The following is a 23,846-nucleotide window of genomic DNA, read 5'->3' as shown; positions in this document are numbered from 1 at the left end:
CTCCGAAGGCGGAGCGCTTCTTCACGCAGCCGGAGAGCTCCGATGAATGGCGGGATTCGCGATATGTCTTGACCGGCTGTGTAAACGCGACATATCGTGTCGCTTGATCGGCGAACGCGATACTACTCGTGCCCGGAGGTGGAGGCAATGAGACAAGAGCGAGTGCCCGTGCTGGTGGTCGGCGGCGGGTACGCGGGCCTGAGCGCTGCCGCGCTGCTGGCGTGGCGCGAGGTGCCCGTCATCCTGGTCGAGCGGCACCCGAGCACGTCCATCCAGCCCAAGGCGTTCGGCATGGGACCACGAGCCGTCGAGCTGCTGCGGCCGCTGCCGGGGATCGAGCAGACGTTCGCCGACATCTGGATCGGCATCGGCGACTCCATGCGCATCGCGATCGCCAGATCGCTGGCCGACCCCGACCCGCAGATGATCTTTGAGGACACGGGCGAATCCGACGCCCTGGCCGACCTGACCCCCGTGCCCCGCGTGGGCGCCCCCCAGTCGGAGGTCGAACGGGTGCTGCGCGCCTACGCCGACGAGCTCGGCGCCGACCTGCGCTTCTCCACCGAGCTGATCTCCCTCGACCAGGACGACGACGGCGTCACCGCCGTGATCCGCGCCGCCGACGGCGAGGAGAGCATCGTACGGGCCGACTACGTGGTGGCGGCCGACGGCCACCGGAGCCCGCTGCGCGAGCGGCTGGCCGTGCCCACCTCCGGCAGGGGCGACCTCGTGCAGATGTGCTCGATCATGTTCGACGCCGACCTGACCGGCCTGGTGAACGAGCGCGAGGTCATCATCTGGTACCTCCACAACGACGCGTTCACCGGCGTCATCGTGACCGGCACGGGCGTCGGCGCACACGTGCTCGGCATCAACCAGACGCCCTCCGCGGACGGCGGCGCCGAGCCCCTCACCGAGGAGCGCTGCGTCGAGCTCATCCGCGCCGGAACCGGCATTCCGGACCTGGACGTGCAGGTGCTGGACACGGCGACGTTCAGCCTGGCGCACGTCGTGGCCGACACCTTCCGCGCCGGACGCGTCTTCTTCGCCGGCGACGCCGCCCACACCATGCCGCCCACCGGCGGTCAGGGCGGCAGCACCGCCCTCCAGGACGGCTGCGACATCGCCTGGCGCCTCTGGCTGGTGCTCAGCGGGCAGGCCGGCCCCGGCTTCCTGGACACCTACGACGCCGAACGCCGCCCGATCGGCGCCCTGACCGCCGACGCCCAGCTCGCCAACCTCAGCGTGCGGATGCCCGTGGACGAACGCTCCGACTACCCCGAGCCCCTGGAGGACTTCCTGCAGGCGATGCTCGGCTACCGGTACCACTCCGCCGCCGTCCTGGAGGAGCCCGGCGACGACGGCTCGCTGCTGGAGGACCCGCGCGTTCCGAGCGGGCGGCCCGGCAGCCGCGCCCCGCACGTCGTGCTCGACTGGGAGGGGCAGCGCATCTCGACCATCGACCTGTTCGGCTCGGGCTTCGTCCTGCTGGCCGACAAGAGCGGCGGCCAGGTGTGGATGGACGCCGGCCGCGTGGTCAAGGAGCGCCTGGGCGTGCAGCTCACCCGCATCCTGGTGGACGACGAGCTGGTGGACGTGGAGGGCCGCTGGCGAGAGCGGTACGGGGTACGGGAGGGCGGCGCGGTCCTGGTGCGGCCCGACGGGTACGTGGCCTGGCGCGCCCCTCGCCCCACGCCGGACCCCATGTCCACGCTCGACCAGGCCCTCACCCGGATCCTGCACCGCTGACCACCTGCCTCTCGCCGGACCCGGGCCCGATGGCCTTCGCCGGGGTCGTGAGACGTGCGTATGAGCGGGGAGGCACGTACGTGCTCCATGGGTCTGGCCGTCTCGCGGGGGCGGAGGTCAGGCGGCGAGGGCCGGGCGTGCGGCGTGGTCGGCGGAGGTCAGGTCGAGGCTGCCGGCGGCGCGGAGCCAGTCGTTGACCGAGCCGGTGAAGCCGGACGGCGGCCCCACCTTCAGACAGGTGAGCCGGCCGGAGCCGGGGGCGGGGCCCACCTTCAGGCGGCGGATGGCGCCCGAGCTGCCCGGCCCGCCGCGGTCGGCAAGGTCGGCGAGGTCCGCAAGGTCCGCAAGGTCCGCAAGGTCGGCGTCGCAGGGAGTCAGTCGCACGCCGAAGGGCGGGACTCCCCGGAGAGCACCGGACGGCTGGATCCGCAGGAGGTCGTCGATCTCGTGGCAGGTGGCCAGCGGGTGCGCCCGCAGGTGGGCGAGCTGGTCGGCGACCAGGCGATGGGCCACTGATCGGAGGAGGGCGGTCGCGCACAGGCTGTGGGCGCAGGCGGCGCCGTCGAGCGTGATCTCCGGCAGGGCGAAGCGGCGCAGGCCGCGCGAGGTGACGCGCAGGCAGTCGCAGGCGGCCGTCTCGGACGGGTCCCACGGCGGGCAGGTGGCGTCGTCGCGCATCTGCACGTCCCAGGTGAGCCAGTCGTCGGCGAGGCGGAAGTCTCCCGGCTCGCCCGGCGACCTCGGGCAGGCGGGCACGGCCGAGGCGGTGGACGGGTCGATCAGCAGGCCGCCGCCCTGGCGGGCGAGGGCGCGGGCGACGGCTCTGGCGGTCTGCACGTTGCCGGGCAGGCGGCGTGGGGGCGCGGTGGTGGACACCAGCACGTGTTGACCGGCCCGGTGCAGCCGCCGGCGTTCGTCGCCCGTGAGGGTGAGGCCGGCCGGTCGCCAGGGGGCGGGGACATGGGTGACGGTCAGGGACGGCGGGGTGTCGAGCGCGTCACGGGCCGCCTTCCGGTACGGCCCGGGCACGCGCCAGGGCACGAACGTGTCGACGTCGAACGGCAGGTGCTCCACGGCTACGACGAACAGTGAGGTCAGCATGGCGGGGAGCGGCAGAACGATCTTCATGAGGTGCCTCGCCTTCGAAACGTGGTGAGGCACCCAGGATCCGGAACCGGGCCGGCCACGGTGCGGCCGAACCTGGTTCTGGGGACGAACCCACCGACCGGCCCCCACCCTGTGGACAACCACCGGGGAGGCGGAGGGCCTTCGGTCAGGGAGTGGTGCGGGTGATGGCGAGGGTTTGGCCGGGGAGGCGGAGGCCGTCGGGGCCGGCGGCGACCGGGTCGTCCGAGGCCAGGAGGAGGGTGGCGCCCGCCGGCGGCAACGTCAGCGTCTCCGGGGAGAAGTTGACGCTGACGCACACCGTCCCGCGCCACATGACCAGCCACCTGCCCTCCGGATCGCTCTCCACCCGCACCCGGTCCAGCCGCGGGTCCGACAGCTCCGGCAGCGCCTTGCGCAGCGCGATGAGGTCCCGGTACCAGCACAGCAGGGACCAGTTCTCCTCCTCCTTCAGCTCGCTCCAGTCCAGCTTGGAACGCAGGAACGCCTCCTCGTCGGACGGGTTCGGCGCGTCCCAGGCGTACCCGAAGCCGTCGAACTCGCGCTCGCGCCGCGTCCCCTCGCTCTCCCGCAGCTCGGGCTCCACGTGGTCGGAGAAGAACAGGAACGGCGTGCCGGCCCCCCACTCCTCCCCCATGAACAACATCGGCGTGAACGGCGAGGTCAGCAGCAGCCCGGCCCCCAGCCTGAGTGCGGAGACGGGCAGCCGGTCGCCGCCGGGCCGGTTGCCGATCTGGTCGTGGTTCTGCAGGCAGGCGACCAGCCGGTGGCCGGGCACGCCGGTGAAGGGCTGCCCGTGCGTCCGGTCGCGGAAGCTGGAGTAGCCGCCGTCGTGCAGCACGCCTCGGGTCAGCACCCTGGCCAGCGCCGACGGGTCGGCGAAGTCCTCGTAGTAGCCGTGGCTCTCGCCGCTCACGGCGGTGTGCAGGGCGTGGTGGACGTCGTCGTTCCACTGCGCGGTCATCCCCAGGCCGCCGGCCTCCAGCGGGCGTACCATGCGCGGGTCGTTGAGGTCGGACTCGGCGATCAGCGACAGCGGCCGGCCGAGCGAGCAGGCCAGCGCGTCGACCTCCTCCGACAGCTCGGCCAGCAGGTGGCGGGCGCGCTTGTCGTGCAGCGCGTGGACGGCGTCCAGCCGCAGCCCGTCGATGTGGTAGTCGCGCAGCCACTGGACGGCGTTGCCGACGAAGTACCGGCGGACCTCGTCGGACCCCGGCCCGTCCAGATTGACCGCTTCGCCCCAATAACTACCAGCAAAGCCGGAAAAATACGGACCGAAGGGGTGGAGGAAGTTGCCCGACGGCCCCAGGTGGTTGTAGACCACGTCCAGGATGACGCCGATCCCGGCCCGATGGCAGGCGTCCACGAACGACTTCAGCCCGTCGGGCCCGCCGTACGTCTCGTTGACCGCGTAGAGGTCGACGCCGTCGTACCCCCAGTTGCGCCCGCCGGGCACGGGGGCCACCGGCATGATCTCCACGAAGTCCACGGAGAGCTCGACCAGGTGCTCCAGCCGCTCGATCGCCGCGGCGAACGTGCCCTCGCCGGTGAACGTGCCGACGTGCAGCTCGTAGATCACCGAACCGCGCAGGTCGCGGCCCTTCCAGTCGTGGTCGGACCAGGTGAAGCGGTCGTGCTCGTAGACCGCGCTCGGCCCGAACACCCCCTCCGGCTGCCGCCGGGAGCGCGGGTCGGGGTAGGGCCCGCCGCCGTCGAGGACGAAGGCGTACCTGGTGCCGTGACCGGCCTCGGCGACCTCGGCCCACCACCAGCCTCTCTCCCCCCGGGACATCGGCCGGCGTCCGTCCAGAACGTCGACCTCGACAGCCGTGGCCTTCGGTGCCCAGACCTCAAAGATCATGTCGCTCCAGCAGTGAGACGGGGTACTGATCGAGCAGCCGGGCCAGCGGAACCGTCCCCGAGTGCGGCTCGCCGGTGAGCAGGTCGCGCCAGGATCCACCGGGCAGCGTCAAGGTGGTGTCGCCCCACACCGAGTGGCCGGTGACCGCGGCGCGGCGCGCGAGGCGTACCGGCAGCCTGGTGGCGACCGCCACCGCCCGCGGGCCTTCGCCCCGGGCGAAGGCGATCGCGTGCTCGGCCGCCTCCCCCTCGGCCCGCAGCGGCAGGTACGGCGCCGCGCCCCCGAGCCGCCGGCGCAGCCGCAACGCCTGGGTCGTGACCAGGAGCTTGGCGGCGTCCCAGGAGGTCTCGGGCTTGCGCGGGTACGTCACGGGCCGCCGGTTGTCCGGATCGACCAGCGAGAAGTCGGTGGTCTCGTTGCCCTGGTACACGTCGGGCACGCCGGGCATCATGAGCTGCACCAGCTTGGCCCCGAGCGAGTTCGACATCGCGAACGGCTCGATGCGCTCGGTGAACTCCTCCACCGGCAGCCGCACGGCGGCCTGCGCGAACTCCCGCAGCCGTCGCTCGTAACCGGCGTCCGGACGCACCCACGAGATCGCGGTCTTGGCCTCGCGCGCCGCCTTGAGCAGGTAGTCGGTGAAGCGTTCCGCGGAGATCGGCCAGGCCGCCATGAGGTTCTGCCAGGCCAGGTAGTCGAGGTGGGGGTCGAAGGAGAGCTCCCGCGACCACTCGGACACCGTGGACGCCCACTCCCGCGGCATCTCCGACAACACCGACAACCGGGCCCGCACGTCCTCCGACCGCTTGGTGTCGTGCGTGGACAGGGTCGTCATCGTGTACGGGGACATCTCCCCACAGAAGTCGTGGAACTCCTCGACCGAGACGCCGAACACGTCCGGCTCGCCGCCCACCTCGTTGAGGCACGACAGGGGGAACCACCGGTACAGCGCGGTGTCCTCGACGCCCTTGGCCATGACCGGCCCGCACGTCTGCTGGAAGCGGACGATCGCCTCCGGCGAACCGTACAGGACCTGCTGGACGAGCGGCCGCACGGCGGGCGAGCACTCGGCGGCGGCCAGCTCGACGATCTCCACCGACTCCGGCGGCGGCTCCTCCCCCGGCACCAGGTAGGCGCGGTAGAGCGGCATCGCGGCCAGCAGCTCCGACACCGCTGACGGCGCGCAACCGGTGACCCTGGCCAGCCGGTCGATCTCCGCCCCGAAGAACAGGTCGAGCACCTCGCGCTTGGCCTGCGTCATCACCGGACGGTAGTCGTCGGGCTGCCCGGTCAGCTCGCTGAACAGCCGGACCAGCGGCTCCTTGCCCGAAGGGTCGACGAACAGGCCGTTGACCCGGTTGAGCACCTCGTAGCCGGTCGTGCCGTCGCACGCCCAGTCGGGCTGCAGCCGCTCGGGGCCGATGAGGATCTTCTCCACGACCGTCCAGGGGCCGCCGGTCCGCTCGCGCAGCCGGTCGAGGTAGCCACGGGGGTCGGCCAGGCCGTCGGGATGGTCGATGCGCAACCCGTCGACCAGGCCCTCGTCCAGCAGCCAGAAGATCACCTCGTGCGTGGCGGACAACACCGCCGGGTCCTCCACGCGCAGCCCGATCAGCGAGGAGACGTCGAAGAAGCGCCGGTAGCCGGGGCCCTCGCGCCAGTCGACCAGCCGGTAGTGGCCCGGGTGGGGGAAGGCGTGCTCGTGGTAGCGCAGGACGTCGCCGTCGACCACGGGCTCGGTGTCGTCGCCGAGCACCGGCAGCGCCACCTTCCCCTCCACCCATTCGATGTCGAACCAGTTCGCGTACGGCGAGGCGGGCCCGTCCTTGAGCACCGACCAGAACTGGGCGTTCATCGTGTTCATGTGGTTGGGTACGATGTCGATGACGATGCCCAGGTCGTGCGCGGCCAGTTCCTGGGCCATCTCGCGGAAGCCGGTGGCCCCGCCGAACTCCTCCCTGATCCTGGAGTGGTCGACGACGTCGTAGCCGTGCCGCGAGCCGGGCGTGGCCTGCAGCACCGGCGACAGGTAGACGTGGCTGACGCCGAGGTCGCGCAGGTAGCCGGCGATCTCGGCGACCTGCGCGAAACCGAAGTCGGGGGTGAGCTGCACCCGGTACGTCGAGGCCGGCCTAGACACGGCGCAGCACCCGCACGCTGCGTCCGGGGACCTCGATCGCCTCGCCCGCGCGCACCATCCGCACGTCGAGCCTGATGGGCATCGCGGTGTCGATCTCGGTGTGCCACATCTCGCCGTAGTCCTGGGGGATCGTGAACTTGATCGTGTCGTGGTGGGCGTTGAACAGCAGCAGGAAGGAGTCGTCCCTGATGGGGCGGCCGCGCCGGTCGGGCTCGGTGATGGCGTCGCCGTTGAGGAAGACGGCCAGCGACTTGGCGTAGCCGACGTTCCAGTCGCTGTCGGTCATCTCCTCCCCGGACGGGGTGAGCCAGGCGATGTCGCTCAGCCCGCGTACCGGCCTGCCGTAGAAGAACCTCCTGCGCCGGAAGACCGGATGTTTCTTCCGCAGCGCCGCGAGCTCCTGGGTGAACTCCAGCAGCAGCCAGTTCTCCCTGACGTCGGACCAGTCGACCCAGGTCAGCTCGTTGTCCTGGCAGTAGCCGTTGTTGTTGCCCTTCTGGGTGCGGCCCAGCTCGTCGCCGTGCGAGAGCATCGGCACGCCCTGCGACAGGAACAACGTGGTGAGGAAGTTGCGTTTCTGCTGCTCGCGCAGCGACTCGATGGCCAGGCTCGCCGGGCCCTCCTCGCCGCAGTTCCACGATCGGTTGTCGTCGGTGCCGTCGCGGTTGCCCTCCTTGTTCGCCTCGTTGTGCTTGTCGTTGTACGCGACGAGGTCCTGCAGGGTGAAGCCGTCGTGGCAGGTCACGAAGTTGATGGAGGCGGCCGGGCGGCGGCTGTCGTCCTTGTACAGGTCGCTGGACCCGGTGAGGCGGGAGCCGAACTCGGGCAGCGTGGCGGCCTGCCCGCGCCACAGGTCGCGGATCGTGTCGCGGTAGCGGCCGTTCCACTCGGTCCAGCGGGAGGGGAAGTTGCCGACCTGGTAGCCGCCGGGGCCGACGTCCCAGGGCTCGGCGATGAGCTTGACCTGCGACAACACCGGGTCCTGCTGCACCAGGTCGAAGAACGCGCTCAGCCGGTCGACCTCGTGCAGCTCGCGGGCGAGGGTGGAGGCGAGGTCGAAGCGGAACCCGTCGACGTGCATCTCGATGACCCAGTAGCGGAGCGAGTCCATGATCATCTGGAGGACGTGCGGCGAGCGCATGAGCAGGCTGTTGCCCGTGCCGGTGGTGTCGACGTAGTAGCGCTTGTCGTTCTCGACCAGGCGGTAGTAGTTGGTGTTGTCGATGCCCCTGAAGCCCAGCGTCGGCCCGAGGTGGTTGCCCTCGGCGGTGTGGTTGTAGACGACGTCGAGGATGACCTCGATGCCCGCCTCGTGCAGGCTGCGCACCATCGCCTTGAACTCCAGCACCTGCCCGCCGCGCTGCCCGGTGCTGGAGTAGCGGTTGTGCGGGGCGAAGAAGCCGATGGAGTTGTAGCCCCAGTAGTTGGACAGGCCGCGCTGCTCCAGGATGTGGTCGGTGACGAACTGGTGCACCGGCATCAGCTCCAGCGCCGTCACGCCGAGCTTGGTGAGGTGGTCGAGGATCTCGGGGTGGCCGAGCGCCGCGTACGTGCCGCGCAGGTGCTTGGGGATCTTGGGATGGCTTATCGTCAGCCCGCGCACGTGCGCCTCGTAGATCACCGTGTCGTGGTACGGCGTCGCCGGCGGCCGGTCGTGCCCCCACCCGAAGAACGGGTTGATCACGATGGACCGCGGCACGTACGGGGACGAGTCGGCGTCGTTGCGCGTGTCCGGCTGGCCGAACCGGTAGCCGTAGACCGCCTCGTGCCAGTCGACGCCGCCCTCGATCGCCATCGCGTACGGGTCGAGCAGCAGCTTGTTGGGGTTGCAGCGCAGCCCGCGCGCCGGCTCGTACGGCCCGTGCACCCGGTAGCCGTAACGCTGGCCGGGGCCGATGCCGGGCAGATAGCCGTGCCAGATGAACCCGTCGACCTCCGTGAGCGGCACCCGCGACTCGACGTTGTCCTCGTCGAACAGGCACAGCTCCACCGCCTGAGCGACCTCGGTGTAGAGCGAGAAGTTCGTGCCCGCGCCGTCGTAGGTCGCCCCGAGAGGATAGGGGTCTCCAGGCCAGATCTCGATCATCGAGGCTCCCTTGCGGTCTTTCCCCATGTTCTGTTCCCCCGCTCCGCCGGACAAGGCCACCCTGTTCCTTCCCACGCGTCCGTCCGGAATACTCCGAAAAATCGAGTGAGCCGCCTCCGACGGCGCGGTCTCGAAGGCGGCTCACGTGTTCGGCCCGGTGGGGGGTCTGGCGAGGTTCGCGGATCCGGTGCGCGGCCCCCGCGCACCGGATCCGCACCCGCGATCGGACGACGCGACGCTGCGCCCCCGATCCCCCGCGATCAGGACGGTCGATCCTCGCTCTGGCAGGAGCGAACGATCGTGGCAGCCGGGCCGACGAGCCCCCGTCGGCCCAGCCTTATGTGACGGACGGCCTCTGGTGAGCCATCACGCCAGGGAATGAACGCGGCATTTCGATCTCTGGTGGTTTGATCAAATCAGCCCCAGGGCATCCCCCTCTCTTACGGCTTGGCTGACTTTTACCCTCCGACGCCGGAATCCCACCCCGAATTGGCACTTGCCATAGGAACGTGCCGGTGACGATTACCTACCGCACATGCCTTCGAAACCGAACCCGGGGGTACGCTCCGGGGCAACCGGCCACCGCGCGGGAAGGGAGTGTGCGGCGATGACCATCCCCAACCCGACGCTCCGGCAGCGGCAACTGGCGATGCGCTTACGCGAGCTGCGCAACGAGAAGAACCTCAGCATCGCCGAGGTCGCCCAGCTCCTCCTGTGCTCCCCGGCCAAGATCAGCCGGATCGAGACCGCCCAGCGCGGCGTCAGCCTGCGCGACGTGCGCGACCTGTGCCGCCTGTACGAGGTCTCCCCCGCCGAGTCGGCCCAGCTCATGACGCTGGCCAAGGACGCCAGGCAGAAGGAGTGGTGGCAGTTCTACGACAACCGCGAGCTGCGGCAGATGCTCGGCCTGGAGGCGGAGGCCAGCGCCATCACCGAGTACGAGATCACCACCGTGCCCGGCCTGCTCCAGACCGAGGACTACGCCCGCGCCGTGATCCGCGGCTGGCTGCCCCGCATCGCGCCCGACGTGCTCGACGACCGGGTCAGGGTGCGGATGAAACGCCAGGAGTGGCTGCACCGGCCCGACACCCTGCGCTACTGGGTCCTGCTGGACGAGTCGGTGCTCTACCGGCACGTGGGCAGCCGGCAGACCATGCGTGAGCAGCTCGACCGGCTCATCGAGCTGAACGAGCTGCCGCACGTCACCATCCAGGTGATCCCGTTCACGGCGGGGGCGCACGTGGGTTTCGACAGCACCTTCCGGCTCATGGAGTTCGACCACGACTCCGGCATCGCCGACACCATTTTCGTGGAACATCAAATGGGCCTTTTCTACCTGGAGGCCGATAAGGTGGTCCGGCGTTTTCGCGAGATCATCGACCATCTGCGGGCCGAGGCCCTGGGCATCCAGGAATCGAAGCGGCGAATTACCGAGATGGCCGCAAGCTTCGGCTAGCACTCCGTCACGAGATCATCTCTTTTCTCCGGCCACCTGGCATGATGCCGCCGACACATCAAGAGCTCGCTTCCGTGGCAAGTGCCAGGTGCTACTGTTCATCCATTGGGACGCTTTCGCTCTCCACGTGAGATCGCCGGTGTCCGAGTTACACGTTCCAGCGCGCCCGGCGAGGTCCGACCGCCGCCGCGCCCATTGTCGATGCACGAGGGGGAGACAATGACGTCCCACCACCCTGACGTCCAGGCGGGTCCGCGCTGGCGGGCCGCCTCGCGCTGCAACAACGGAGAATGCGTCGAGGTCGCGTTGCTGTCCGCCGGCGAGATCGGCGTGCGGGACAACAAGAACCCGGCCGGCCCGGTCCTCACTTTCAGCGCCCGGGAATGGGACGCGTTCCTGCGTGGAATACGTCAGCCCGACTGAGCGCGCGGCGCTTTTCACGGCGGTCGTCCGCACGGACGCCCGCCTTTTGTTTTGTCCGGCTCAGGCGGGTGCACTGCCCCTTTTGTCGCCTGGTCATCCTCGGCTGTCAAGGTAAAATCACCTTCGGCTCAATACCTCTACAGCCGCCTTCAGGAGGTAATGGATGAAACGCCCACCTGCCCTTGACCAGGCACGCTGGCAACGGTGCAACAATGGCGACTGCGTCGAGGTCACCATGCTCGCCGACCGGGTCTGGGTGCGGGGAAGTCAGGACGCCAGCGGTGCCGTCCTGTCGTTCACCACCGACGAATGGGCCGCGTTCCTCGACGGCGTACGGCGCGGCCACTTCGATCTCGAACGGCTCGGGCCCCAGGTCTGACCGGCCACGACGTTCTCCGTCGGGCTTCGTCGGGGGCCATCGGGGTTTCAGGCCGCGGCCCCCGGCAATATGCCGACTCCATGGGCGGTTTCAAGAAGTTCTTACTCCGAGGCAACATCGTCGAGCTGGCCGTCGCCGTCATCGTCGGCGCGACCTTCAGCGGGCTCGTCCAGGCACTGGTCACCGATCTCATCACCCCGCTCATCGGCGCGGTGACCGGCGGCCGGCAGCCGAACTTCGCCGAATACTCCTTCACCGTCAACGGCAGCCAGTTCAAGTACGGCGACTTCCTCAACCACCTGCTGACCTTCCTGGTCATCGCGGCGGTCGTCTACTGGCTGGTCGTGGCCCCGATGACGCGGCTGATCCACCTGTTCGAGCACGACAAGGCCGCGACGACCAAGGAGTGCCCCGAGTGCCTGTCCGAGATCCCGGCCGAGGCCAGCCGGTGCGCCCACTGCACGGTGGAGCTGGTGCCCCAGTCCGAGAAACCGCGCTGAACCGTACATCACGGACTCTTGACCCCAGTGGCGCGCCGGCACGGTGGTCGTTCGGCAAGATGGACCGATGAGCGTTGAGTTGATGGTCTGGGACGAGCCCGTGCCGATCAGCAGGGATCAGGCCCGGACCACGTATCTGGCGGTGAAGCGGAGCGACCCCGTCGAGGGGGACGTGCCCGACGTCGCCAAGGAGCTGCCCGGGCAGGTCACCCTGTACCCCGGGCACGTCCTGGTGACGATGGACCTGGACACGATGGACGAGAGCTCGGCCCAGGTGTTCACCACAGCCCGCGCGCACGGCCTGGTCTGCTACGACCCCCAGCGCGACCTGGTGCACAACGTGGCCCCGCTCGGCGTGTACGAGGGCATGCAGCTCCACACCGGCGACGGGATGGTCGTGCACGATCCCGACCTCGGGCTGGTCGACGACGTCCTGGCCACCCTGTCGCCGCAGAACCCGTTCGTCGCCCTGGTGAACTTCGGCCGGCACTTCCTCCAGGTCTCCCCCGGCTACGAGCTGGAGTACAAGGAGGGCACGATGGTCCGCGCGGTGGTGCCCGAGCTGGCCGAGGTGCGGCAGGCCTTCCACGAGTACGCCACCGGCGAGCGCGGGTTCCTCACCCGCCACGCCTGGACTCAGGCGTAGACCTGGGCGAACAGCTCCGGATCGACGTTCCCCCCGGACAGCACGGCCACCGTGCGCCCGGCGGGGACGCGTCCCGACAGCAGGGCGGCGGTGGTCGCCGCGCCGCTGGGCTCGGCCACCAGCCGGGCCGTGCGCGCGATGTGCCGCATGGCCGCCCGAAGCTCGTCCTCCGACACGGTGACGATGCCTTCGAGGTGCTCGCGCAGATGGGCGAAGGTCAGCTCGGACACCTGGTGCACGCGCAGCCCGTCGGCGATGGTCCGGAACGTGCGGGCGGTCTCCCAGGCGACGACGCGCCCGGCCGCCAGGCTCTCGGCGGCGTCGGCGGCCAGCTCGGGCTCCACGCCGTACACGCGCACGTCCGGCCGCAGCGCCTTGACCGCGGCCGCGACGCCCGCGGCCAGCCCGCCGCCGCTGACCGGCACGAGCACCGCCTCGACGTCCGGCAGGTCCTCGACGATCTCCAGCCCGATCGTGCCCTGCCCGGCGATGATCGCGCGGTGGTCGTAGGGCGGGACCAGCGTCAGGCCGCGCTCGCCGGCCAGCCGCTCGGCCGTCACCTCGCGCTGGTCGGGCGGCACGACCACCAGCTCGGCGCCCCACCCCTCGATGGCCGCCGCCTTGACCGCCGGGATGCCCTCGGGCACGACGACCACGCACGGCACGCCGAACCGCGCCGCCGCGAACGCCAGCGCCTGGCCGTGGTTGCCGGAGGAGTGCGTGACGACGCCGGCGGGACGCAGCTCGGCCAGCGCGTTGTAGGCGCCGCGGATCTTGAACGACCCGACCGGCTGCAGGCTCTCGGGCTTCAGCCACGCCTCGCCCATCCTCAGGAGCGGCGTGCGCACCGCGGTTCCGTCGATCCGGCCGGCCGCCGCGCGGATGTCGTCGATCGTCACCAGGTCCATACGGTCACTCTAGGCTCGGACCGGCACAATTCGGCCAGCTCCTGCTCCATGGCAGGATCGCGAGACATGAGAACTCTGTACCCGCCCATCGAACCCTACGAGTCCGGCCTGCTCGACGTGGGTGACGGCAACCAGATCTACTGGGAGGTCTGCGGCAACCCCGACGGAAAGCCGGCCGTCATGCTGCACGGCGGGCCGGGCGCCGGGTGCAGCGCCAACCACCGCCGGCAATGGAACCCCGAGCTGTACCGCATCGTCCTGTTCGACCAGCGCAACTGCGGGCGCAGCCTGCCGCACGCCAGCACGCCGGGCACGTCGCTGGCCGCCAACACCACCTGGAACCTGGTGGCCGACATGGAACGGCTGCGCGAGCACCTGGGCATCGAGCGGTGGCAGGTGTTCGGCGGGTCGTGGGGCAGCGCGCTGTCGCTGGCCTACGCCCAGACCCACCCCGACCGTACGACCGAGCTGGTGCTGCGCGGGATCTTCACGCTGCGCCCGCACGAGCTGCGCTGGTTCTACCAGGAGGGCGCCAGCTACCTGTTCCCCGACCTGTGGGAGTCGTACCTGGCGCCGATCCCCGTCGAGGAGCGCGGCGACCTCATGGCCGCCTACCGCGCCCGCCTCGAAGGCGACGACGACGCGGTCCGGCTGGCGGCGGCCAAGGCGTGGTCCCAGTGGGAGGGCGCCACGATCACGCTGCTGCCCGACCCGAGCCTGGTGGCGGAGTTCGGCGAGGACAAGATGGCGGTGTCGTTCGCCAGGATCGAGAACCACTACTTCCACCACGGCGGCTGGTTCGAGCCCGAGCAGCTCATCAAGAACGTCGACCGCATCCGGCACATCCCGGCCGTGATCATCCAGGGCCGCTACGACGCCTGCACGCCCATGGCCACCGCCTGGGACCTGCACAAGGCCTGGCCCGAGGCCGACTTCCAGGTGGTGCACGACGCCGGGCACGCGGCGACCGAGCCCGGCATCGTCGACCGGCTCATCGCGGCGACAGACGGCTTCGCGCGAGCCTGACCGCGGGGGTGACCGCGCCGACCAGCAGCAGTGCGAACAGCGGCGCGAGCACCAGGCCGAGCAGGAAGCCGCCGGCCACGTCGTGCGGGTAGTGCACGCCGACGAACACCCGGGAGAAGCCCATCAGGGCGGCCAGCGGCAGCACCACCCAGGCCAGGGTGCGCCAGACGAGGATGAGCGTGCCCGCCGCCCCGGCGGCGATCACGGTGTGGTTGCTGGGGAAGGACCAGTCCGTGGAGGGCGGGCAGGCCGCGATCGTGGCGATGCCGCCGCGGCACGGCCGGTCCTCCCGGACCAGCAGCTTCACGCCCTCGCTCACGACGTACGCGCCCACCACCCCGGCCGGCCCGGCGATGGCGAGCGCGAGGTCGCGGGCGGGGGCCTGGCGGGCCCGCCACCAGCACACGAGGAACAGCGCCGCGAAGATGAACAGGCCGGCGTCCGTGCCGAACTCGGCGAGGGCGTGCAGCCACCCGGGCGTGGTCAGGGCGAAGTCGACGATGTCGCGGTACACAGGTGTCCAATCCGTGAACGGGTAGTGGACACGACCTTATGAACTTTGATCGTCAAATGCTTCGACCGAAAGGGCGATTCCGGTCCTTACCCAAGATACTGGCGCACGAGGAGGGCACGCCGCTGCTCCAGCTCTCCCTCGGTGATGAGGCCGCGGTCGAACGCCTCGGCGGTGGCGTCCCGCTCGGCCAAGTAGTACGCGGCCATGATCTCGCTGCGCAGCGGGGTGAAGCCGCGCTCCACGCAGTCGGAGAAGACGGTGACCTTCTGCTCGACGACGCCGGCGGGGACGGTGCACGTCAGGTCGTGCGCCTTGAGCTGCTGAACCGCTTCACGAAGGGTGACCGGGCCAAGGGACCCGTTGAAACGGGTGTCAAGGGTGATCTTCACTGTTTTTACGCCTCCAATCGTTTCAAACGCATCGGCAGAGACCGCGTATTCCCAGTTCAGAGCGGGTAAGGAGGCAAACGTGATCGGAGAGCACGTGATCGTCGGCTACAGCAACGACCCCGGTGGGCGGGACGCCCTCGCGCTCGGGGCCGCCATCACCCGGCTGACCGGGGGCGAGCTCACGGTGGCGTCGATCTATCCCCCGGGCAGCCCCGGGCTGGCCGTCGAGGCCCAGGCCAACCTGGCGCACGCGGGTGAGGAGCTGGGCGTCGTCCCGGCCGAGTACATGGCGTTCGAGAGCCGGGGCACCGGCCGCGGGCTGTCGGTGCTGGCCAGCAGGATCAGGGCCGACCTGATCGTGGTCGGCTCGGCGAGCGGCGGCCAGTACGGCCGCATCGCCGTCGGCAGCACCGCCGACCACCTGCTGCACCTGTCGCCGGAGGCGGTGATGCTGGCGCCCTCGGGCTACGTGCCGCCCGACGAGCCCGCCCGGCTCACCCTGGCCTACGTCCACCGGCCGCAGTGCGACGCGGCGGTCGAGCGGGTGGCGCAGGCGGCGCTCCGGTTCGACGTGCCGCTCCGGCTGATCACCCTCGACCTGCGCACCGAGAACCAGGGCAAGCTGCGCGACGACCTCGCCCTGGCCGTACGGCTGGCCTGGGAGAGCACCGGCATCGAGGCCGAGTCGGAGGTGGCCGAGGGCCACGACGTGCAGGCCGCGCTCAAGGACGTCGAGTGGCTGCCCGGCGAGCTGCTGGTCTGCGCCGCCGGCGAGGACGCCCAGCCCCACCGGGTGTTCCTGGGCGAGCTGGCGATGAAGGTGCTGCGGTCGTCGTCCTGCCCGGTCACCGTGCTGCCGCGGGGGTTCTCCTAAGCTTCTGGGCGTGCGTGTCGCCCGATTGATCGTCGTCGTGGTGCTGGCCTCGCTGGCCGGCGTCTACGTGGTGGCCGGCGCCTGGGGGGCGCTGCCGGTGCTGGCCGCGCAGTGCGCCTTCACGCTGCGGGCCAGGAAGGGGTGGCTGCTCGCCGTCCAGGGCGTGCTGGTCTACGCGGTGACGCTGGGGCAGGGCGCGTCCGTCGCGATCCTGGGCTTCCTCGCCGGATCGCTGCTGGTGACGCGCTGGTGGGCGCTGGCGCCCGCGGTGGCCTTCAGCGGCGTCGTGATCCACCACTGGCGCAATTCCGGGGACGCGGTCTCCACGACGGACCTCGCGATCACCACGGTGCTGGTGTCGCTGGTCGTGTTCGGCCTGATCCGGCTGGTCGAGCGGGTGGCGGAGATGGAGGCCACCCGTCCCGCGCTGGCCGCGGCGGCGGTGGCCGAGGAGCGGCTGCGCATCGCCGCGGAGCTGAGCGACGGCCTCGGCCGCGGCCTGGCCGCGATCAGGGCGGGCGCGCGGCGGGCGCTGGCCGCGCCGCGGGACGCGGCCGGGACGCTCGGCGAGGTGGTCGCGACGGCCCGGCTGTCGCTGGCGGACGCCCGCGCCGCGGCGGCGAGCTACCGCGCGATGTCCCTGGCCCCCGAGCTGACCACCGCCCGCGCCCTGCTGGAGGCGGCCGGCGTCGGCGTGGAGGTGCGCGCCGCCCACACCGAGCCGCTCGGCCCGGCGGGCGCGCTGCTCGCCTCGGTGCTGCGCGAGGCGGTCACGGACGTCGCCCGCCGCGGCACCGCCACGGTGTGCGCGATCGAGACCTGGGAGGAGCCGGAACGAGCCCAGGTGCACCTGCGCGTGGCCGACGACGGCCGCCGCACGGCCGAGGACGACGACGACGGCGGGCTCGCCGACCCGGCGGGGCTCGCCCGCCAGGTGGCGGCGGCGGGCGGCACCCTCGCCCGCGGCCTGTCCGGCCGGGGCCGGTACACGGTGGAGGCCGTGCTGCCCGCCACGCGCCCGCCCGCGGCGGCCCGGCGCGAGCCGCCCGACGTCTCGGTGGTCCTGCTGGCCGCCGTGCTGGTCGGGTTCAGCGTCAAGGCGCTGCTGCAGATCCCGGCCGGGCTGCTGGTCCCCGCGGTCGCGGCGCTGGCCGTGATCGTCGTCATGCAGCTGCGCTCGGTCGCCGGCCGCCACATGGTGGCGCTGGGGGTGATGGCGGCGCTCACCTTCGCCCCGATCCCGGTGTTCGGGCCGATCTGGCTGGGGACGGCGGGCTTCCTCGCCGGTCCGGTGCTGCTCGCCTTCCGCCCGCGCACGGCCTGGCCCCTGACGGCCGCCATCCTGGCCGCCGTCTGGACCGTCGCCTCCCTGTACGAGCTGCCCGGCCGCGTCAACATCACGGTGAGCACGCTCACCACCGGCCTGGTGGTCTACAGCCTGCTGCGCCTGGCCCAGCTCGCCAAGGAGCTGCACGCGGCCAGGGAGAGCCTGGCGCGTTCGGCCGTCGTCGAGGAGCGCCTGCGGGCCGCCCGCGACCTGCACGACCTGCTCGGCCACAGCCTGGCCGCCATCCTGCTCACCTGCGAGCTGGCCCGCCGGCTGCCCGACCCCGTCCGGGAGCTGGAGAACGTCGTCGCCATGGCCGCGCACGCCGAGCACGACCTGCGCTCGGTCACCGGCGAGCAGCGCGAGCTGTCCTTCGCCGCCGAGGCCGAGTCGGCCGGGAAGGTGCTGGCGGCGGCCGGGGTCGAGGTCACCCTGCGCCTCGCGCACCCCGAGCTGCCGGCCGACGTCGAGACCGTGCTCAGCGCCGCGCTGCGCGAGGCCGTGACGAACGTCCTGCGCCACAGCGCCGCGCGCGCCTGCGTGATCTCCACCTCCGCGGCCGGCGGCGAGGTCGGGCTGGTCGTCCGCAACGACGGCGCGGCCACGGCGGCCCCCCGTCGCGGCTCGTCCGGGCTGGGCAACCTCACCACCCGCCTGGCCACGCTGGGCGGCCGGCTCACGACCGCCTGCGAGGACGGCTGGTTCCGGCTCGACGCGCGCGCTCCGCTAGATCCAGCCGGCCTCGGTGGCGATGCGCACGGCGTCGGTGCGGTTGCGCGCGTTTAGCTTGGCCACGATGGCCGTCAGGTAGTTGCGCACGGTCCCGGCGGTCAGGTGCAGCCGCCGGGCGATGTCGGGGGCCTCGGCGCCGCCCGCCACCAGCCGCAGCACGTCGGCCTCGCGCGGCGTGAGCGGGTTGTCGGCCAGGTCCCAGGCGGTGACCGCGAGCGACGGGTCGAGCACCCGGCCGCCGCGGGTGACCTCCCTGATCGCCGCGACCAGGTCCTCCGGCGGGGCCGTCTTCAGCAGGAAGCCGTCCACCTGGGCGGCCAGGGCGCGCTTGAGATGGCCGGGCTTGCCGTAGGCGGTGAGCATGAGCGTGCGGCACGAGGGCACCCTGGCCCGGATCTCCGCCGCGGCGGCCAGCCCGTCGAGGGTGCCGGGCATGTCGATGTCCAGCACGGCCACGTCCGGCCGGTGCGCGGCGGCGGAGGCCACGGCGGCGTCACCGGACTCGACCGCGGCCACGATCTCGAAGTCGGCCTCCAGGCCGAGCAGGGTCGCGAGCGCGTGCCTGATCACGGCCTGGTCCTCGGCCAGAAGTACGCGAATCACCGGACATGTCTATCAGTCCGCGCGCAGCACCCGGTCGTACAGGTCGAGGTAGCGGTCGGCCATCACGCCGGGCGAGAAGCGGCGCCGGGCCTCGCGGCGGCACTCCTCCGGATCGATCTCGTCCACCCGCTGGACGTACTCGGCCAGCTCCTCCTCGGTGTCGGCGAGGAAGCCGGTGCGGCCGTGCTCGATGATCTCGGGCAGGCAGCCGCGGCGCAGGCCCACCGGCGGCACCCCGAGCGCCAGGGCCTCGACGACCGCCGTGCCGCCCGGCTCGTCCCACTGGATGGGGAAGAGCGCGGCGCGGGCCGAGGCGTACAGGTCGTCCCTCTCCTGGCCGCCGACCGCGCCGACCCACCTGACCAGGTCGCCGTCGAGGTAGCCGGACACCTGGTCCAGGTGGTAGCGCACGTCGGGGTGGCTGTGCAGCGGGTGGTAGGGGTCCTGCAGGACGACGTCCAGCTCGGCCTGGCTGTCCCGGCCGCAGACCGGACCGGCCACGACCAGCGGCAGGCCGAGTTTCTGGCAGATCCGGGCGGCCACGTGCTGGCCCTTGAGGCCGCAGATCCGGCCCATGATCACCAGGTGCTCGCCGCGCTCGGCGCGGACGTCCTGGTCGGCGAGCGGGGTGGCCAGGTAGACGGAGCCCAGCGAGGCCGCGCGCAGGGCCTCCGGGGCGCGGGCGAGCTGCGAGTCCGACACCCCGTTGACCGCGATCGAGCGCGGGAAGGCGCCGTAGAACGCCGGGTGTTTGCGCAGGTCCCAGTGGAGGGTGTGGAGGACCGGCGGCCCGCCCAGCGCGGCCAGCACCGCCGGCCCGACGACCTCCACGTGGTCGTGCACGAGGTCGATGTCGTCGCGGGCGCGCAACTCGGCGGCCACCCGCGCCTGGTGCGCGTGCGCGATCCCCATGACCTGGTTGTACGGCTTCTGCAACTCCGCGAACTGGCCCTCGTCGTAGACGGCGATCAGCTCGTCGGCCTCCAGCGTGCTCGACGCCACGGAGGCCAGCACGACCTCGACGCCGCGTTCGCGCAGCGCCGGGACCAGGGTGGCGACGACGTTCTCGATGCCGCCGTAGCCGGGCGGCGGGACCGCCAGCCACGGTCCCGCGTTGATCAGCACCTTCACGCGACGTCCTCCTCCAGCATGAGCGAGGCGAGCGGCGGCCGTTCCGCCACTCCCACGTCCACCAGGCCGGCCCGCCCGTCGAGACCGAACTGCAGCAGCGTGTGAGCCGGGGGTGTCGAGGACACCACGCGGCCCTGGCGTTCCAGCCGGGACCACGCGGTGAGCATGATCTGCCCGGCCATCCGGCCGAGCGCGTTCACGGACTGGTGGCCGTGCGCGCGGGAGCCCAGGTCCACCTGGGCCATGGCGTCGAGTCCCACCAGTTCCAGGAGGTCGACGAGGAGGCCGAACTCCACGCCGTACTCGGTGACGAAGGGCACCTGTTCCAGCACGTCGCGCCGGGCGGCGTACTCGCCGCCGAGGGGTTGGCGAAAGCCCGCCAGCTCCGGCCAGAACAGGTTGAGCAGCGGTCTGGCCACCAGCTCGGTGACCCGGCCGCCCGCGCCGCGCCTGGGCACGCCGTCCTCGCCGGTGAAGGGCCGTTCGTACGTCGCCTTGACGAACTGGGTGCCCGGGTTCACCAGCAGCGGACCGACCAGCCCCGACACGAAGTGCGCGCCGAAGTTGAGCAGGTCCGAGTCGACGAACGCGACGATGTCGCCGTGGGAGGCGGCCAGGCCCTTCCACAGCGCCTCCCCCTTGCCCGACAGGCGCGGCAGGTGGGGCAGCACCTCGTTCTGCGCCACGACGCGCGCGCCCGCCGCGCGTGCCCGTTCCGCCGTCGCGTCGGTGGAGTTGGAGTCGACGACGAGGATCTCGTCGACGAGTGGCGCCTGCTCCACCAGTTCACGTCTGATCACGGTGACGATGTCCCCGACCGTGCGCTCTTCGTCGCGCGCCGGCAGGACGACGCTCACCGTTGTGTTTCCCTTGGCCTCGATTAAGGCATCCACCGGCCATTCCGCGGCCGTACTGGAATGCGGGCCGCACCACTCCTGGGCCCTGGCCAAGGCTCGCACATCTGTCTCCATGCAGTCAGCCCCATCTCATAGGGGCACGACCCCTGCCCGATCTATGCGCCTTCGAACATCCTTGTTTGTTAACCCCTAGACGTGGCATATGTCGGGTTGTGTCCCCAATTACCCGTGTCGGCATCATTGGTGCCGGAAATGTCGCCGCTCGCCACGCAGATGTCCTGTCCGGCTTCCCCGATGTGACGATTGCCGGGGTGGCCGACACCGATCTCCACAAGGCTGAGGCGTTGGCCTCCGCGCACGGCGCCCCCGCCTACGGCGACCATGCCGGCCTGCTGGAGGCCGGCGGTCTCGACGCTGTCTACGTCTGTGTGCCTCCTTTCGCGCACGGTAACCCTGAATACGACGTCTTGTCGTGCAATCTCCCGATTTTTGTGGAAAAACCCCTTTCTCTCGACCTCAAAACCGCAGAAAACATCGCGGCCGAAATCGACCGGCGCGGGCTGCCGTCCGCCGTCGGCCACCACTGGCGCTACCTCGACATCGTCGACCGGGCCAGGGAACGGCTCGACGGCCGTCCCGTCCAGCTCGCGCTCGGGCACTGGCTGGACAAGGTCCCGCCGGTGGGCTGGTGGCTGAAGGCGAGCATGTCGGGCGGCCAGATCCTGGAGCAGGCGGTGCACGTCCTGGACCTGGCCAGGCTGCTGGTGGGCGAGGTGTCGATGGTGCACGCCGTACCGGCCGGGAACGCCGTGGACGGCGAGATCGACCGGGCCACCTCGGCCGTCATGAGCTTCGCGGGCGGCGCGACCGGCCTGCTGGCCACCTCCTGCCTGCTGCGCCGCAAGCACCGGGTGGGGCTGGAGGTGTGCGCCGACGGCATCGCGCTGGAGCTCAGCGAGACCCGGCTGCTCGTAGACGGCGAGGAGTCCGTCGAGGACGGCGGGCACGCCAAGACCCTCGTGGACCGCGCGTTCATCGACGCGGTGCGCGGGAAGGACGCCGACGTGCGCGCGCCGTACGGCGAAGCCCTGCGAACCCACCGCCTGGCCGTCGCGCTGGCGCGCTCCGCGGCGGAACGGAGGCCGGTGATGCTGGATGACTGAGGCGACGAGCACGATCCTGAGCATCGAGGCGCCCGGCGAGGTGTGCCTGGTCGAGGAGAAGCTGCCCGGCCTGCCCGAGGGCGGGTTCATGGTCGCCACCACGCACAGCGGCGTCTCGGCGGGCACCGAGCTGACCTATCTCAAGGGCGCCAACCCCTACCTCACCTCGGCCTGGGACCCGGCGCTCGGGCTGTTCCTGCCGGGCACGCCGTCGGTGGCGTACCCGGTGCGCGGCATCGGCTACATGCAGGTGGGCGTGGTCGCCGAGACCCGCACCCGGGCCGTGGCCGAGGGCGCGCGGGTCGCCATGGCCTACGGCCACCGCACGGCGTACGTGGCCGACCCGATGGCCGACCGGTTCGTCGTGCTGCCCGGCGACATCGACCCGCTGCTCGGCATCTACGTCGCTCACATGGGCCCGATCTGCGCCAACGGCCTGCTGCACGCGGCCGCCGACCTGCACGGCCCGGCCGTCCAGCACCTGGGCGACGGCGTGCGCGGCCGCCGCGTCGCGGTGGTGGGGGCGGGCGTGGTGGGGCTGCTGACCGCGTCCTTCGCCCTGTCCTGCGGGGCCGCCGAGGTGGTGGTCGTGGACGAGACCCGGGCCAGGCTCGCGGTGGCCGAGGCGATCGGCGCGCAGGTCCTGGCGGCCCCCGACGACGACCCGGCGGTGACGCTGAAGCGCCGCTGGCGGCACGCCCCGGGCGACCGCGGCGCGGACCTGGTCTTCCAATGCCGCGGCCAACCGCGGGCGCTGGCCCTGGGGCTGCGGCTGCTGCGCCCGCAGGGCACGCTGATCGACCTCGCGTTCTACACCCAGGGCGCCGACGAGGTGCGGCTGGGCGAGGAGTTCCACCACAACGGGCTGGCGCTGCGCTGCGCGCAGATCGGCCGGGTGCCGCGCGGCCTCGCGCACGCCTGGGACCGGGAACGCCTGTCGCACGAGACGATCGGCCTGCTCAGGGAGCGCGGGAGGCTGCTACGCGAGCACCTGGTCACCGACGTCGTCGGCTTCGGGGAGGCCCCCGAACTTCTGACCGATCTCGCGGCCCGACGGCGGCAGGCCGTCCAGGCCGTGCTCAGCCACGACGTCGAGGATGAGGGCCGCTGACCAGCTGAAGTCCCGGCAACCGTGGCCGCGCAGCGTGAACGGGTTGAAGTACTCGCGGAAGCCGGAGTGGGCGACGGCGTGGATCATGCCCTCGGCGAGCAGGTCGGCCAGGTCGGGACGGCGGTCCCGGAGCCCCTGCCAGACCAGCCAGGTCAGGTTGATCCAGCTCGGCCCGCGCCAGTAGCGGGCCGGGTCGAACTCGGCCGTGGCCGGGGCGTGGCTGGGCAGCACGCCGTCCTTGAGGGAGAACTTGTCGAGGGCCGTGCCGATCAGCGCCTCGGCGATCTCCGTCGGCAGCCCCGGGAGCATGAGCGGCACCAGGCCGGCGGCGCTGCCCGAGCGGATCAGCCGGCCGGTGCGCAGGTCGCGGGGGCGGAAGTGGCCGTCCTGGTAGAGGTGGTCGACCATGGCCGCGGTGACGGCGGCGGCCTCGCGCCGGTGGGGCCCGGGGTCGTGGCCGCACACCTGCGCGATCTCGGCGAGCGCCGACTCGGCCACGCCGTACGCGGCGTTGAACAGCGGGTCCTCGATCTCGAACGCGCCGGCCCGCTGGTAGCCGCTGTCGCGGTAGGCGCCGGCGAGGGCGACGTACCGCTCGTAGTCGCGGTCGGTGGGGCGCTCGTCGGCGCTGACGGTGTTGAGGTCCCGGCGGACGAAGCCGGTCGCACCGGTCACCACGGCCCGCAGCGGCAGGTCCCAGGCCGGGCTGTTGTCCATGCCCGACTCCCACGGGTGGACGATCGAGATCAGGCCCTCGGGCGAGCGGCGGGAGGCGCGCAGGAACTCCTGCTGGGCGACGAGCTTGGGGTAGATCCTGGCCAGGAACGCCGGGTCGGGCTCGGCCTG

At 71.5% G+C, this 23,846-nt stretch carries 21 protein-coding genes; 11 read left to right on the top strand and 10 right to left on the bottom strand.

Features of this window, described 5'->3' with window-relative positions; genetic code table 11:
- Window positions 1-147 precede the first annotated feature (147 nt).
- Complete coding sequence (locus tag AB0J71_RS24840; RefSeq protein ID WP_364416261.1) at window positions 148-1,749, top strand: FAD-dependent monooxygenase; 1,602 nt, start codon at window positions 148-150, stop codon at window positions 1,747-1,749.
- Window positions 1,750-1,866: 117 nt separating this feature from the next.
- Here AB0J71_RS24840 and AB0J71_RS24835 read toward each other — a convergent pair whose 3' ends face one another.
- The 4 genes from AB0J71_RS24835 to glgX all read right to left on the bottom strand — a co-directional run bounded on the left by AB0J71_RS24835 (window position 1,867) and on the right by glgX (window position 8,961).
- Entirely contained in the window at window positions 1,867-2,877 is a 1,011-nt protein-coding gene (locus AB0J71_RS24835) for a hypothetical protein (protein ID WP_364416259.1), read from the bottom strand.
- Between the two features lie 145 nt (window positions 2,878-3,022).
- Window positions 3,023-4,735: a malto-oligosyltrehalose trehalohydrolase gene (gene treZ, locus AB0J71_RS24830; RefSeq protein WP_364416257.1), complete on the bottom strand. Its 1,713-nt coding sequence runs from the start codon at window positions 4,733-4,735 to the stop codon at window positions 3,023-3,025.
- Window positions 4,725-6,875, bottom strand: coding sequence for a malto-oligosyltrehalose synthase (gene treY, locus AB0J71_RS24825; RefSeq protein ID WP_352320337.1), 2,151 nt, complete (start codon window positions 6,873-6,875; stop codon window positions 4,725-4,727). The genes treZ and treY overlap by 11 nt, the downstream gene beginning before the upstream one ends.
- The gene (gene glgX / locus AB0J71_RS24820; RefSeq protein ID WP_352320335.1) at window positions 6,868-8,961 is read right to left on the bottom strand and encodes a glycogen debranching protein GlgX; all 2,094 of its coding nucleotides are present in this window, start codon (window positions 8,959-8,961) and stop codon (window positions 6,868-6,870) included. The genes treY and glgX overlap by 8 nt, the downstream gene beginning before the upstream one ends.
- Before the next feature lie 607 nt (window positions 8,962-9,568).
- On the opposite strand from glgX, the gene AB0J71_RS24815 reads away from it, so the two are divergent.
- The 5 genes from AB0J71_RS24815 to AB0J71_RS24795 all read left to right on the top strand — a co-directional run bounded on the left by AB0J71_RS24815 (window position 9,569) and on the right by AB0J71_RS24795 (window position 12,365).
- Window positions 9,569-10,417, top strand: a complete 849-nt coding sequence (locus tag AB0J71_RS24815) for a helix-turn-helix transcriptional regulator (protein WP_352324307.1) — start codon at window positions 9,569-9,571, stop codon at window positions 10,415-10,417.
- A gap of 219 nt (window positions 10,418-10,636) precedes the next feature.
- Complete coding sequence (locus AB0J71_RS24810) at window positions 10,637-10,840, top strand: DUF397 domain-containing protein (RefSeq protein ID WP_352324308.1); 204 nt, start codon at window positions 10,637-10,639, stop codon at window positions 10,838-10,840.
- A gap of 163 nt (window positions 10,841-11,003) precedes the next feature.
- Window positions 11,004-11,219 carry a DUF397 domain-containing protein gene (locus tag AB0J71_RS24805; protein ID WP_364416254.1) on the top strand — a complete coding sequence of 72 codons (216 nt, stop codon included), beginning with the start codon at window positions 11,004-11,006 and terminating at the stop codon, window positions 11,217-11,219.
- 80 nt (window positions 11,220-11,299) lie between these two features.
- Window positions 11,300-11,719: a large conductance mechanosensitive channel protein MscL gene (gene mscL / locus AB0J71_RS24800; protein WP_364416252.1), complete on the top strand. Its 420-nt coding sequence runs from the start codon at window positions 11,300-11,302 to the stop codon at window positions 11,717-11,719.
- Window positions 11,720-11,786: 67 nt separating this feature from the next.
- The gene (locus AB0J71_RS24795; RefSeq protein ID WP_352324311.1) at window positions 11,787-12,365 is read left to right on the top strand and encodes a hypothetical protein; all 579 of its coding nucleotides are present in this window, start codon (window positions 11,787-11,789) and stop codon (window positions 12,363-12,365) included.
- Here AB0J71_RS24795 and AB0J71_RS24790 read toward each other — a convergent pair.
- Window positions 12,356-13,273, bottom strand: a complete 918-nt coding sequence (locus AB0J71_RS24790; protein WP_352324312.1) for a threonine/serine dehydratase — start codon at window positions 13,271-13,273, stop codon at window positions 12,356-12,358. The genes AB0J71_RS24795 and AB0J71_RS24790 overlap by 10 nt on opposite strands.
- A 66-nt stretch (window positions 13,274-13,339) precedes the next feature.
- Here AB0J71_RS24790 and pip point away from each other — a divergent pair, with 66 nt between their 5' ends.
- Window positions 13,340-14,299 carry a prolyl aminopeptidase gene (pip, locus tag AB0J71_RS24785; protein WP_352324313.1) on the top strand — a complete coding sequence of 320 codons (960 nt, stop codon included), beginning with the start codon at window positions 13,340-13,342 and terminating at the stop codon, window positions 14,297-14,299.
- On the opposite strand, the gene AB0J71_RS24780 is transcribed toward pip, so the two are convergent.
- Complete coding sequence (locus AB0J71_RS24780; RefSeq protein WP_364416250.1) at window positions 14,265-14,813, bottom strand: phosphatase PAP2 family protein; 549 nt, start codon at window positions 14,811-14,813, stop codon at window positions 14,265-14,267. The genes pip and AB0J71_RS24780 overlap by 35 nt on opposite strands.
- A gap of 86 nt (window positions 14,814-14,899) precedes the next feature.
- On the bottom strand, window positions 14,900-15,202 hold the full coding sequence (locus AB0J71_RS24775; protein ID WP_364416248.1) for a hypothetical protein: 303 nt from the start codon (window positions 15,200-15,202) through the stop codon (window positions 14,900-14,902).
- A gap of 79 nt (window positions 15,203-15,281) precedes the next feature.
- Here AB0J71_RS24775 and AB0J71_RS24770 point away from each other — a divergent pair, with 79 nt between their 5' ends.
- Both AB0J71_RS24770 and AB0J71_RS24765 read left to right on the top strand, forming a co-directional pair.
- The gene (locus AB0J71_RS24770) at window positions 15,282-16,076 is read left to right on the top strand and encodes a universal stress protein (RefSeq protein WP_352324316.1); all 795 of its coding nucleotides are present in this window, start codon (window positions 15,282-15,284) and stop codon (window positions 16,074-16,076) included.
- Window positions 16,077-16,086: 10 nt separating this feature from the next.
- Window positions 16,087-18,189: a histidine kinase gene (locus AB0J71_RS24765; RefSeq protein WP_364416246.1), complete on the top strand. Its 2,103-nt coding sequence runs from the start codon at window positions 16,087-16,089 to the stop codon at window positions 18,187-18,189.
- On the opposite strand, the gene AB0J71_RS24760 is transcribed toward AB0J71_RS24765, so the two are convergent.
- From AB0J71_RS24760 to AB0J71_RS24750, 3 genes are read right to left on the bottom strand one after another with little or no spacing between them, the layout of a single operon-like run.
- The gene (locus AB0J71_RS24760; protein ID WP_352324318.1) at window positions 18,130-18,738 is read right to left on the bottom strand and encodes a response regulator transcription factor; all 609 of its coding nucleotides are present in this window, start codon (window positions 18,736-18,738) and stop codon (window positions 18,130-18,132) included. The two genes, AB0J71_RS24765 and AB0J71_RS24760, sit on opposite strands and share 60 nt — an antisense overlap.
- 12 nt (window positions 18,739-18,750) lie before the next feature.
- Complete coding sequence (locus tag AB0J71_RS24755) at window positions 18,751-19,869, bottom strand: glycosyltransferase (protein WP_364416244.1); 1,119 nt, start codon at window positions 19,867-19,869, stop codon at window positions 18,751-18,753.
- Window positions 19,866-20,840 (bottom strand): glucosyl-3-phosphoglycerate synthase, encoded by a 975-nt coding sequence (locus tag AB0J71_RS24750; RefSeq protein ID WP_352324320.1) that lies wholly within the window; start codon window positions 20,838-20,840, stop codon window positions 19,866-19,868. The genes AB0J71_RS24755 and AB0J71_RS24750 overlap by 4 nt, the downstream gene beginning before the upstream one ends.
- Before the next feature lie 98 nt (window positions 20,841-20,938).
- Between AB0J71_RS24750 and AB0J71_RS24745 the strand changes: the two genes are divergently transcribed.
- Both AB0J71_RS24745 and AB0J71_RS24740 read left to right on the top strand, forming a co-directional pair.
- Window positions 20,939-21,889, top strand: a complete 951-nt coding sequence (locus tag AB0J71_RS24745) for a Gfo/Idh/MocA family oxidoreductase (protein WP_364416242.1) — start codon at window positions 20,939-20,941, stop codon at window positions 21,887-21,889.
- Window positions 21,882-23,000: a zinc-binding dehydrogenase gene (locus tag AB0J71_RS24740; RefSeq protein WP_352324323.1), complete on the top strand. Its 1,119-nt coding sequence runs from the start codon at window positions 21,882-21,884 to the stop codon at window positions 22,998-23,000. Before AB0J71_RS24745 ends, AB0J71_RS24740 begins: the two co-directional genes overlap by 8 nt.
- Window positions 23,001-23,846 lie beyond the last annotated feature (846 nt).

The sequence above is a fragment of the Nonomuraea sp. NPDC049637 genome, assembly GCF_040675235.1.
In the GTDB taxonomy this organism is placed as follows: domain Bacteria; phylum Actinomycetota; class Actinomycetes; order Streptosporangiales; family Streptosporangiaceae; genus Nonomuraea.
The sequence above is the reverse complement of the archived record's forward strand: the minus strand, read 5'-3'. Positions and strand labels throughout refer to the sequence as shown.